General features: G+C 35.7%; 11 protein-coding genes. All 11 read left to right on the forward strand.

The window, feature by feature from the left end; genetic code table 11:
• Positions 1–48 precede the first annotated feature (48 nt).
• The 11 genes from BMX60_RS04850 to BMX60_RS04900 all read left to right on the forward strand — a co-directional run bounded on the left by BMX60_RS04850 (position 49) and on the right by BMX60_RS04900 (position 12699).
• Positions 49–1776, forward strand: coding sequence for a glycoside hydrolase family 13 protein (locus BMX60_RS04850; protein WP_091349753.1), 1728 nt, complete (start codon positions 49–51; stop codon positions 1774–1776).
• A gap of 171 nt (positions 1777–1947) precedes the next feature.
• Positions 1948–3189: an extracellular solute-binding protein gene (locus tag BMX60_RS04855; protein WP_091349756.1), complete on the forward strand. Its 1242-nt coding sequence runs from the start codon at positions 1948–1950 to the stop codon at positions 3187–3189.
• Between the two features lie 81 nt (positions 3190–3270).
• Positions 3271–4587 (forward strand): ABC transporter permease subunit, encoded by a 1317-nt coding sequence (locus BMX60_RS04860; RefSeq protein WP_091349760.1) that lies wholly within the window; start codon positions 3271–3273, stop codon positions 4585–4587.
• Positions 4584–5429: a sugar ABC transporter permease gene (locus tag BMX60_RS04865; protein WP_091349763.1), complete on the forward strand. Its 846-nt coding sequence runs from the start codon at positions 4584–4586 to the stop codon at positions 5427–5429. Before BMX60_RS04860 ends, BMX60_RS04865 begins: the two co-directional genes overlap by 4 nt.
• A gap of 342 nt (positions 5430–5771) precedes the next feature.
• The gene (locus tag BMX60_RS04870; protein WP_177159704.1) at positions 5772–6203 is read left to right on the forward strand and encodes a PTS sugar transporter subunit IIA; all 432 of its coding nucleotides are present in this window, start codon (positions 5772–5774) and stop codon (positions 6201–6203) included.
• Positions 6175–6654 (forward strand): PTS sugar transporter subunit IIB, encoded by a 480-nt coding sequence (locus tag BMX60_RS04875; RefSeq protein WP_091349767.1) that lies wholly within the window; start codon positions 6175–6177, stop codon positions 6652–6654. Before BMX60_RS04870 ends, BMX60_RS04875 begins: the two co-directional genes overlap by 29 nt.
• A gap of 3 nt (positions 6655–6657) precedes the next feature.
• The gene (locus BMX60_RS04880; protein ID WP_091349770.1) at positions 6658–7764 is read left to right on the forward strand and encodes an ABC transporter ATP-binding protein; all 1107 of its coding nucleotides are present in this window, start codon (positions 6658–6660) and stop codon (positions 7762–7764) included.
• A gap of 96 nt (positions 7765–7860) precedes the next feature.
• A complete protein-coding gene (locus BMX60_RS04885; RefSeq protein ID WP_091349773.1) occupies positions 7861–8748 on the forward strand; it encodes a glucodextranase DOMON-like domain-containing protein in 888 nt (295 codons plus the stop codon).
• A gap of 95 nt (positions 8749–8843) precedes the next feature.
• Positions 8844–10538, forward strand: coding sequence for a baseplate J/gp47 family protein (locus BMX60_RS04890; protein ID WP_091349776.1), 1695 nt, complete (start codon positions 8844–8846; stop codon positions 10536–10538).
• 11 nt (positions 10539–10549) lie between these two features.
• Positions 10550–11392, forward strand: coding sequence for a carbohydrate ABC transporter permease (locus BMX60_RS04895; protein WP_091349780.1), 843 nt, complete (start codon positions 10550–10552; stop codon positions 11390–11392).
• 23 nt (positions 11393–11415) lie between these two features.
• On the forward strand, positions 11416–12699 hold the full coding sequence (locus tag BMX60_RS04900; RefSeq protein WP_091349783.1) for an extracellular solute-binding protein: 1284 nt from the start codon (positions 11416–11418) through the stop codon (positions 12697–12699).
• Positions 12700–12798 lie beyond the last annotated feature (99 nt).

Below are 12798 nucleotides of genomic sequence, written 5' to 3' on the forward strand. Positions count from 1 at the left end.
TTTTCTCTTTATTAGTAATATTAATAGGTATTTTGAAAGGGGTATGTAATGTTAATACAAGCTATTCACCATTTGCCTAAAAATAACTATGCATTTATAGTCAATGATAAGGAAGTAGAGATAAGGATTCAAACTGGGCCAGAAGTTAAAAAAGTGGAGATTATTTACGGGGATAAATATGATTGGGATTCTACTGTCTCACAATTAGATATGACAGTATTAGGACGAGACGAACTTTTTACCTACTGGTATTGTAGACTGTACTGCCCAGCTAAAAGAATAACTTATGGATTTAAAGTTTATGGTCCAGATCAGGTTATATGGGTTAAAGAAACTGGTTATACTAGCGAGCCTATTGAAGGTCATAGAGAGCTTTTTGATTTTCCTTGGGTACATGTAAGTGATGCCTTAACTATTAGTGACTGGGTTCGGGATGCAGTTTTTTATCAAATATTTCCTGATAGATTTGCTAACGGAGATACTAGTAATGACCCCACAAACTTAACACCCTGGGATAGTCCCCCGACTCCTACATCTTTTTATGGAGGGGATTTGCAGGGGATTATAGATAAACTAGATTATTTAAGCGAATTAGGTATAAATGCAATTTATTTGACTCCAATTTTTACTGCGCCTAGTAATCATAAGTATGATACCGTGGATTATAAAACAATAGATCCCCATTTTGGAGACTTATCAACTTTGAAGAAGTTGGTAAATGCTTGCCACAATAGGGGAATTAAGGTGATTTTAGATGCTGTTTTTAATCATATTGGGTGGTATTCTCCTCAGTTTCAGGATGTTTTGAAACATGGAAATCAATCTAAATTTGCAGACTGGTTTAATATTTCCGATTTTCCCCTTCGTACCCATCCCAATCCTAACTATGAATGTTTTGGTTTTGTAGCTTCTATGCCTAAGCTCAACACTACAAACCCTGAAGTTAAAGAATTTTTGTTGGATATTGCTGAGTATTGGATTAAAGAGGCAAATATAGATGGTTGGCGTTTAGATGTGGCCAATGAAATAGACCATCAATTTTGGCGGGATTTTCGCCGTAGAGTAAAAGCAATTAAACCCGATGCATATATAGTAGGAGAAATAATGTTTTTTGCAGGACCTTGGCTACAGGGAGATCAATTCGATGGAGTAATGAATTATAGATTAACAGAAGCATTGATTGATTATGTTGCTGAAGGGAAAATTGACAGTAAAGAATTTACACACCAACTCAATAAAGTATTATTTTATTATCAGCGGTCAGCAATGTTAGGTAACTTAAACCTGTTAGATAGCCACGACACACCTCGGTTTCTTACGAGGTGCAAGGGCAATAAAAAATTGTTTAAGCTGGCGGCAATGTTAATGTTTTCTTTGCCAGGTGCCCCTTGTATTTACTACGGAGATGAGATCGGAATGGAAGGGGGACATGATCCGGATTGTCGTAGGGGGATGATCTGGAACAAAGCCAAACAAGATGGTGAGTTGTTAGATTGGTATAGACGTCTAATAGCAGTTCGACGAAATCACCCTGCCTTTAGTCGAGGAGATATTGAAGTTCTTAATCTTGGAAATTTGGCAGCTTGGAAAAGATGGTGGCAGGGAGAGGAATATTTAGTACTGGCTAATCCTTCCCTTGAGGAAGTTAAGATTGATGGTAATCAGTGCGAAGGATATTATATAGACTTACTTAAAGGAGATAAGGTGAAAATAGATAAGTATTTTTTACTTCAATCTCAGATGGGGCTGATACTAAAAAAATTGGAAACTTATTAGATAAGAAGATTAATCATTGTAGTAATTGGATTTTTAAAAACTGCATATTTTTTATTACAAAATTGTGCAATCGATTTCCCGAAGTATTTGTATGTTAACTTTTATGTAAGGAGTTAAAAGGCTACCACCTTTTAACAATATAACTAAAAAAATTTAAAGGGAGTGATTTTTGTGAGAAAGTTTGGATTAGTAAGTCTAGTTATGCTGCTAGTGATGGGTCTTCTTGCTGGTTGTGTTTCTAGGCCCAGTGATAACGGGGGAGGTGAAACTGTAATACCAGATAAGCCTGAAAAGCTAGTGATTTGGGAATCTGATGAATGGGTGAAGAATGTAGAAAAAATAGCGAAAAAATTTACAGAAAAGTATGGTATAGAGGTTGAAGTTGTTGGAGTGTCAGAGTTAGAACAGCGAGATACACTAAAACTAGATGGACCTGCTGGTTTAGGAGCAGATGTTGTTACTTGGCCCCATGACCAGATAGGGGAAGCAGTGATGGCAGGAATAATTATTCCTATAGATGAATGGATAGAAGAAGGAACTTTGGAACAGTTTTATGAAGGGGCAATAATGGCAATGCACTATGACGGTTACCTCTATGGTCTTCCTAAAACTATTGAGACCACTGCCTTAATTTACAATAAGGATATAATATCTAATCCACCACAAACATGGGAAGAGTTGTGGAGTGTTGTAAAAGAACATACAAATAAAAATGATAATCGATTTGGCTTTTTATTTGATTTTAAAAACTTCTATTTTGTACACGGATTTTTCGCCGGTATGGGTGGATATGTATTTGGTTTTGAAGATGGAGTTTATGATATAGATGATATTGGTCTTAACAATCAAGGTGCTGTAGCTGCTTTGGAACTGATAAAAGAGTTTACAGATGGTGGTTATCTACCTTTATCAACTGATTATGATGTAATGCAAGATCAATTTAACTTGGGAAGGACTCCAATGATCATTAATGGTCCTTGGTCTATTCAGGGTTTTAAGGATGCAGGTATTAATGTTGGGGTTGCTCCTTTACCTACATTACCTAATGGCAACAATCCTATGCCTTTTTCAGGTTATAAAGGTTGGTACCTAAGTGCCTTTAGTGAGCATCCTTATTGGGCGACAAAATTAATTGAGTTCCTAAGTAATAAAGAAAGTTCAGAACTGAGGTTTACAGATACAAATCAGATTCCTCCTCGCCATGATATTACTTTTAATGATGAAATAGCAGCTGCCTTTTTAGCTCAAGGGGAATTCGCTATACCTATGCCCAATATACCTGAAATGAGGGTAGTTTGGGGTAATGTTAGTGATGCTATTGACTTAGCTACTAGAGGAGAAATGGGCTCTCAAGAAGCACTGGATCAAGCAGTTAAGTTTATTAGAGATGGTATTGCAGAAATGCACGAGTAAGGAACATATTCATTACCTGTCCTGTCCTTAGGGACAGGACAGGCAATGAATATAATTAACTTGGGGGTGAGTTTAAAAGTAATGAAAGTTAAAATTGTTTCTCAACAACCGGAACAGATTTATGGCACTAGGCATGCTAACATTGCTACAATTTTAAGCTTGCTGTTTATGGGGCTAGGGCAACTTTATAATCGCCAGTGGATAAAGGGTTTTAGTCTGATGATATTTCAGATTTTTGCTTTAATTATAGGATTTAGACCTATGCATTATGCATTATGGGCGATAACTAGTTTAGGGGAGCAGCCAATGCGAGATCATTCCCTGTTTTTGATGATAGATGCAATTATTATTTTTATTATTTTTGCTTTATTTTTAGCAATATATATTAGTAATGTGGTCGATGCTAGAAAAACAGGGCGATTGCTGGATATGGGAATTCCTGCACCAGGGATAAAACAAAGTTTAAATACTCTAAAAGAAAAGGGTTTTCCTTTATTGCTGCTAACTCCGGGTTTTCTTTTGTTATTGTTTTTTACTGCAATGCCGCTAATTTTTGCTATTTCTATCGGTTTTACCAATTACACTGCTAGTACCTCTCCTCCACGACATATTTTGGAATGGGTCGGTTTTACTAATTTTGTTAGAGTCTTTACACTGGAAGCATGGCGCACTACTTTTTTTCAAGTGTTAGGTTGGACTTTAATATGGACAGTTGTTTCTACTTTATCAACTTTTTTATTAGGTTTGTTGCTAGCGATATTGCTTAATCATCCCAAACTTAAGTTTCGTCGCCTGTTTAGAACACTACTTATATTACCTTGGGCCATTCCGGGGTTTATATCTATATTGGTTTTTCGGGGATTATTTAATGATCAATTTGGTCATATAAATCAAATGCTAATTAATCTTGGATTAGGAAGGATACCTTGGTTTACCGATGGATTTTGGTCTAGAATAATGGTATTACTAGTCAATCTTTGGTTAGGTTTTCCTTGGTTTATGATTCTCTGTTCTGGTGTGCTCCAGAGTATATCTTCGGAAATTTATGATGCCGCTGAGGTAGATGGTGCTTCAGGTTTTCAAAAGTTTTGGAGAATCACCCTACCCCTGGTATTATATAGTGTGGCACCTTTATTAATAATGTCCTTTGCCCATAACTTTAACAACTTTAACGTTGTATACCTATTAACTGGAGGTGGCCCTGCATTGGTAGGATCTAGAGGGGCTGGAGCTACAGATATTTTAATTACCTGGGTATTTAAGATTACTTTTGATGAGTTATTCCGATACAATTATGCTTCTGCTATATCTTTAGTGATATTTTTCTTTGTTGCCGGTGTTTCTATATGGAACTTTAGGAGGACTAGACAATTCCAGGAAGAGGATGTGATATCATGATTCGGTATAAAATAAAAAATCATTCCTTTAATTGGGGGTTAATAGTGACTTATCTGGTGTTAATTATTATGGTAGTCATTGTATTTTATCCAATAGCTTGGATTGTATCAAGTTCTCTCAATCCTGGCAGAAGTCTTTCTGGTAGTCAGTTGATACCCAGAAATCCTACTTTGAATCATTATCGGATTTTATTTACTGAAACAAACTATCTATTGTGGTATAAGAACACCCTTAAGATTGCCGTTATAAATTCTGCTGTATCAGTAGTGTTAACTACTATGACCGCTTATGCTTTTTCCCGTTTTCGATTTTGGGGGCGTAAGGTAGCGATGATGACCTTTTTGATAATTCAGATGTTTCCTGGAGCAATGGGTATGATAGCCATTTACGTTCTCCTTCTTAGACTTAACTTATTAGATTCCCATTTAGGACTAATCTTGGTATATGCTGGGGGACAGATACCTTTTAATACCTGGATTATGAAAGGCTATTTAGATACAATTCCAAAGAGCATCGAAGAAGCTGCCTATATTGATGGGGCAGGGCATTTGACAGTTTTTTATAGGATTATGTTACCTTTAGCTTTACCTATAATTTCAGTAGTTGCTTTGTTTAATTTCTTTGGTCCTATGTTTGATTATATTTTACCTCGAATTGTTCTCAGAAGTCCGTCTAACTACACCTTAGCTTTAGGATTACACCAATTTGTAAGTCATCAGTTTGCAAATAACTTTACACGGTTTGCTGCTGGAGCTGTACTAGTTGCTTTCCCTATAGCTATAGTATACCTTATGTTACAAAAGTTACTTATCTCTGGTCTTACTCGAGGAGCAACAAAGTAGCTGTTTTATCGGATAAATATAAGGGGAGGCTCCCCTTTTTTTGTTATCCTCATTGATGGGAGGAAAATCAATCATATTTTTTTGACATATTTACATATAGATATAATAAAGTTAATACTAATAGATATAATAAAGTTAATACTAAAAGCTTGGTAAAATAAGTTTAGCGGCTATCAAATATGGCATAGTATTTGACATTTTTTAAATTAAGTAATATAATCATATTAGTTAATAAATATAATCATAATAAAATAATTGGGTATAAGGAAATAACGAAAATAATAACCCACCCTTTGTTTAACATTGGGGTGGGTTTGTCTTTTTTAAGGAAGGATGGTTAACATGGTGGGAATAGTAATTGTAGCCCATGGTAATTTGGCTGAACAGTTAATAAAAACAAGTGAAATGATCATGGGTAAGCAAAGGAATTTGATTCCTGTAAATGTTTTGCCTGAAGACAGCTTAATAGAGCTAAGATCAAAAGTAGCCAATGCCGTTAAAAAGGTCAAAACTGATTACGGTGTTTTAATCCTTACAGATATTTTCGGAGGCAGTCCCACCAATGCCAGTACTTATTTGTTATTGACAGAGCCTGTGAAAGTGGTAACTGGAATCAATTTATCTATGCTGTTAGAAACCTTGACAAATAGAAATAAACCTTTAAGCATTTTGGCTGAGATAGCCTATCATGCAGGTAATAAAGGAATACAAATAGTACAAGTTGAACAAAAAGAAGGTGAACAATTTGAATTTAAAGCTGGTACGGATCGATGACCGTTTTATTCACGGTCAAGTTGCAGTTGCTTGGACAAAATTTTTAGATATAAATCAAATTATTGTAGCTAATGATGAAGTTGCCAATGATGAATTTCAAAAAACTTTAATGGAAATGGCTAAGCCACCTAATGTGCAAGTAGATATTTTATCTATTTCTGAAACAATAGAAAAAATTAATGCAGATTTTTTTAAAAACAAAAATATAATTCTACTAGTAGATAGTCCTGGAGATATTTTAAAGATGGTTAATGGGGGAGTAGATATTAAAAAAGTAAATATTGGGGGAATGCGGCATAAAGAAGGCAGGAAACAGATTACCCGTACTGTAGCTTTAAATAATGAAGATAAAGAAACATTTAAAAAACTTGCTAATCTAGGTATTGAATTAGAACTTAGAGCTATTCCTACAGATTCAAAAATAAATTTTATGAAACTATTAGGAGGTTAAAAGATGGCAAAAGTAGTTTTAAAAAACATCTCTAAGTATTATGGAGATGTAATGGCGGTAAATGACTTTAATTTAGAAATTCAGGACAAAGAGTTTATAGTTTTAGTTGGACCTTCCGGTTGTGGTAAGTCTACAACACTTAGGATGATTGCAGGTCTTGAAGAAATAACCGATGGAGAACTGTACATTGGAGATAAAAAAGTAAATGACGTTCCACCTAAAGACAGGGATATAGCTATGGTTTTCCAAAACTATGCCTTGTATCCCCACATGAATGTCTACGAAAACATGGCCTTTGGACTTAAGTTGAGGAAATATAGTAAAGAAGAAATTGACCAAAGGGTTAAAGAAGCAGCTAGAATTTTAGGAATAGAGAACTTATTAAAAAGAAAGCCTAAGGAACTTTCTGGTGGTCAACGGCAAAGGGTGGCACTAGGTAGGGCTATAGTTAGAAATCCACAAGTTTTCTTAATGGATGAGCCTTTATCTAACCTTGATGCTAAATTAAGGGTCCAAATGCGTACAGAAATCAGTAAATTACACCATAGGTTACAAACAACAATGATTTATGTAACCCATGATCAAACAGAAGCTATGACTATGGGAGACAGAATTGTAGTTATGAAAGATGGAGTAATACAACAGGTGGCATCACCTCAAGAAATTTACGATAAACCAAAAAATGTCTTTGTTGCAGGTTTTATTGGTTCACCAGCTATGAATTTTATAAACGCTACTATTATTGAAAAAGGTAGTGAGTTGTATTTAAAATTTGAACAAGTAGAAATAAAAATTCCTTCAGGTAAAAGTAAAGTATTACGGGAAAAGGGTTATGTAGGAAAAGAAGTCATCATGGGTATTAGACCTGAAGATTTACATGACGAACCAGTATTTATTGAAAGTTCACCGGAAAGCGTTATAGAACCAGTAGTAGAAGTAGTAGAAAAAATGGGAGCAGAAAACTATCTATATCTCGTGTTAGGGGAAGTTCAATTAACAGCTAGGGTAGATGCAAGATCAAAAGCAGTTGTTGATAGTAAAATTAAAGTAGCTTTAGATATGAATAAAGTCCATATCTTTGATAAAGAAAGTGAAGAATCAGTTTTATAAGTTTATCTCCTCTTAACCATGGAGGTAAAATATATTTCCTGGACCGGGTAGGGAAGGGAAAATATAAAGCAAAAAAAAATAAGGGGGTAAATCCTAGTGAAAAAGTTTTCTGTTTTACTTGCTATTCTTATGGTTTTATTATTAGCTGTTTCAGCTAGTGCTCAAGAGGTTATTTTTGAAATGGCTGACCCAATTGGAGATGCTAAAGGTGATGGAAATTATACCCATCCAACATCTGGAGACTTCGGTGATAGAGTAGCTGAAATGTTAGACTTAACTAACTTTAGAGTTACTGATTTAGGAAACAAAGTGGAATTTAGATTGAGCTTTGCTTTAGAACCAAACTATGTTAATCCATGGGGTGGTGGAGGATTAAACTTCCACAGAATCGATATCTACCTTGTAACTGGAGAAGAGGGAGGCAAAACTGAAACCTTTAGAGATGGTGCTTTTGTTAAATTCGCTGAACCTTGGAATAAGTTAATTAAAGTATTAGACTGGGATCGATCTAGAATTTTTACAACCTCTGATGATCCTGCCGATGGAGATGCTGGAATTGGAGTAAGTGATGACTTCACTGTTAAAGTAGAAGGTAAAGATATAGTAATAACAGTGGCTAAAAGTATTATTGGTGAAATTGATCAGTCTACTAAATACTACGTATTAGTAGGTCACCAATGTGAATTTGGTGATGACAATTACAGGGCTGTAGCAGAAGTAGCTGGAGAATGGCAAGGTGGTGGCGGTGACGATACTAACTTCAATCCAAACGTATATGATATGCTAGCAGAAACTGCTGACGAACAATATAGACAATTAGGTTCATGGGAAATTGGTAAATTAGCTGTTATTAAACCAGTAGGTGGAAAATCTGCTGGAGCTGCTGGCTCAACAACCACTATCATCGTCGTTGTAGTTGCCCTTGTTGTTATCGCCGGTGGTGTATACTTCTATATGAAAAAAGGTAAAAAGGTAGCTGCTTAATAATTTTCCCCCAGTGGCCAAAAGGCCACTGGGTCCCTACCCAAACCTACCCGGGAAATAAGGGGAGATACTAATTTTTAGTAAGGAGGATTAACATGAATTTAACAACACCTTCTAGCAAAGTACCTACAATCCCTCCCATTAATTTAGAATTACCTACAGAAGGGAAAAAGGTCTACCTAGTAGATGAAAGTGTTTTGCTCTATTCCATTACTGATGTAGGGAAAAAAATCAAAGAAGGTATTGTTGTTGTTGCCACTCCTTTTATCCAAAGAATTAAGGATTTAGCCCTAAATGCTGAGGACGAAGGAGTTAAAAAGAAAGCCCAAAAGGCTCTAGCTTTTATTGAAAAACATAAAGATCAAGGGCAAACTGGGTTTACTGTAAAGAAAAACACCTGGATTTTTGTGGATATCGATTTGCCATATGAAGGAAACGATACCATTTTCCGAGTTTTTCAGGCCTTTAGCAATACCGAAAAAGACTCACAAGTTATAATAACCACATCTAATGTAAAGGTACAGATTAAAGCTGACAGAGATAAATTACCTAACTATAGGTTGGTAATAAAACAGCCGCTGTTTAAACGCTATGATTTAAAAGAAACTATATCAGCATATACTTTTTTAGCACCATTTTTAATTATTTTCTTTACATTCTTAGCCTTTCCTTTCTTTTACTCTATGTTATTGAGTTTTTATGAATGGGATATGGTAAATCCAGCAAAATTTGTTGGACTTGCCAATTATAAAAGGGCATTATTTAATGACCCCCATTTCTTCTGGGGAATCAGACAAACTTTGTTGTTTGTCATTATAGGAATGCCTTTTGGAATCACAGTCTCGTTAATATTGGCTTTACTTTTAAACAACAGGCTAAAATTTAAAGAAGTTTATAGAACTGCATATTTTTTGCCTAATGTATTAGATATGCTTGTTGTGGCAATAATCTGGGTATTTATTTATAATCCCCAATATGGTGTTTTGAAAACTGTTTTAGAAAGTATAGGGATAACCTATTTTTCAGAAACAGGGATTTTAGGAAACCATTTAACAGTAATCCCTGCTATCGTACTAATGACAACTTTAAAAGGGGCAGGGGGAGGTATGATCTTCTTCTTAGCTGCTTTGCAAAATATTCCTAAAGACCTCTATGAAGCGGCGGAGATAGACGGTGCCTCTTCATTTAGACAGTTTAGAAGTATCACATTGCCGATGATTAAACCTATTATGTTGTTTATGGTAGTTACTGGTTTTATAGGATCCTTTGGTATGTTTACTGAAATTTATGCTATGACTGGTGGTGGACCTACTGTTCAAAGGGGAGCTGCTAGGGCACAAGGTGAAGTTGTATTTTATGGAGAGCCAGGAACAGTAATTCCTGAAGGAACAAGGGTAGTTAAACCTCCAGCCTTTGATGGTGATGATACTTATGTTTATATTACCCAAAGAACTGTAACAATTCCTCAAGGAAGTAATCAAGTGACTGCTAGGGTAAGGGCACAACATACAGGAGAATATTATAATACACAACCCTTTACTATTACCCAAATACCTAACCCTCCACCTGGGGTCAATAAAGTGGAAAATCCCGCTGAAATTACAGGTGGTAAAAATGGTGTAACTAGAAGCTTTACAAGAGTTATTGGTTATCACATGATGTCAATGGCCTTTTTAAGTGAAAGTCCACAATTTGGTTATGCCGCTGCTATGTCATTTTTGATACTTTTAATAACTTTAGTAATAACCTTTATAAACTTTAAATTCTTTGGCTCCGGTGTGGAGTACTAGGGGGTGAAGCGATGAGTGTTGAAAGAAAAGATCTATGGTATTACATTAAATATATTCTAATTTACACATTATTGACCCTTGGAGCAATATTTGTCCTCTTTCCCTTCTTTTGGATGTTATCTACTGCTTTTAAACCCTTAGGAACCCACTTTACCATCCCCATTGAGTGGATTCCCCGTAATCCCACATTAGAAAACTACAGAATTGTTTTTAGGGAATATGCTTTTGGTAGGGCATTTTTCAACTCCTTTATAGTTTCAGTTTCAGCTGCGGTAATGGTGGCAACTATGTCTACTATGGCGGGGTATGCCTTTGGTAAGAAGAATTTCCCTGGTAGAGATCAATTGTTTTGGTTGCTGCTTTCAACAATGATGATCCCAGGCTTGATGTTTATGATTCCCCAGTTTATAGTAGTGAGAAACTTGGGGTGGATGAACACCTATAGGGCAATGTTTTTACCCCATACTGCAAATGTCTTTTTCGTCTTTTTAGTTCGCCAATACGTGAAAACAATACCTAATGAGCTTCTAGATGCAGCTAGGATTGATGGTGCAGGGGAGTGGCTAGCCTTTAGAAATATTATTTTACCATTGGCAAAACCAATTATTGCAACAATGTTTTTATTGACCTTTCAAGGTCAATGGACTAACTTCTTATGGCAGTACATCGTTGCACCTAGGGAATCGATGATGACTTTACCCGTAGCTTTAGCCAGGTTTCAAGGGCAATATGGTACTTATTGGACATTGATTATGGCTGCCGGGTCCCTATCTATCATTCCTATAGCTATTATCTTCTTATTTGCCCAGAAGTACTTCATTGAAGGTATACAGATGGGGGCTATTAAAGGTTAATTATGAAAAAAGGAGGAGTTTAAATGAAGAGTTTTTCTAAAATTTTAACCATTGGACTTCTTGCTGTCTTCACTTTAACAGGTTGTTTTGGAGGCAGTAAAACTTCTGGAGAATATGAATTACCTCCAGAGAGAGAACCAGGTACAAAAGTAGAACTTACTTTATGGGAAACCTATAACAATGAAGAGCATGCCGTTTTTATGGAGATTGTTAGAAAGTTTGAAGCTCAAAATCCTGATATTAAAATTAATGTAGAGAGGATTCCGTGGGGCGGTCACTGGGGAAGAATAGCGACAGGTCTTGCTGTTAACGAAACTCCAGATATCGCTAGGGTAGACGTAGCTTATGTAGCTACTTTAGCAGACAGGGGAGCTATAGTTAATTTAGATTTATTAGGTGCTGATAAAGTTGTTAATGAATATGTAGATGCTGCTATTCATTCAAATATTTTCCGGGGTAGTGTGTGGGGCTTACCTGACCAAACAAACACCACAGTACTTTTTTATAACAAAACATTATTTGATGAAGCTGGTGTTGATTATCCAACTTTTGAATGGACATGGGATGATTTAATTGAAGCAGGTAAAAAAATTACAGGAATTAGACCTGGGATATATGGATTTGCTATGGGTAATACCCTTTGGGAAACATTCCCATATTTCGGAACCTTTGGTGCTAAATTTTTAAATGAAGATGGAACTAAATGTATCCTTGATTCTCCTGAAGGTATTCAAGCATTAAGTTTAAAGGTAAGTTTAAACCGTGAACATGGAATTGAAGCTGGAGCTTGGAGAGAAGGTGCAGTTGGGGCGGAAGACGGATTCTTAGCTCAACAATATGCTATGATTATTACTGGTCCTTGGAAAATAGCGGAATATAGAAATGCTGGTATTGATTTTGGAATTTCTCTAGTTCCTAGAGGACCAGCTGGTACTGCATCTAACGTAGGTGGTACTAATATGGTTATTTTCCGTAATTCAAGATATCCAAGGGAAGCCTATCAATTCTTAAGATTCTTAACCAGTGTTGAAATGCAAGCTTACTGGGCAAATGAATTAGGCCAAATTCCTGTAAATAAAGGGGCCTTTGACCTTGTAGATACTGATAAAAATCCATATCTAGAAGTTTTAATGGAACAAGCAAAATACGCCATTGCAAGACCAGTTTTAGTAAACTATGCTAGGGTTGAAGAAATTATCAATGCTGAAATGGCCTTAGCTTTAAGGGGAGAAAAGAGTCCAGCTCAAGCTTTAAGGGATGCCGTTAAAGCGATAAATGAAGATCCAGATATCTTTCCTAAAAATTAACAATTAGGTAAAAAAGCCTTCCTGAATTGGAATTTTTCAGGAAGGTTTTTAAATTAATATTTGATTTAAAAACTAATCATGCTAAAATATATTTAGACT

The sequence above is a fragment of the Anaerobranca gottschalkii DSM 13577 genome (assembly GCF_900111575.1).
In the GTDB taxonomy this organism is placed as follows: domain Bacteria; phylum Bacillota; class Proteinivoracia; order Proteinivoracales; family Proteinivoracaceae; genus Anaerobranca; species Anaerobranca gottschalkii.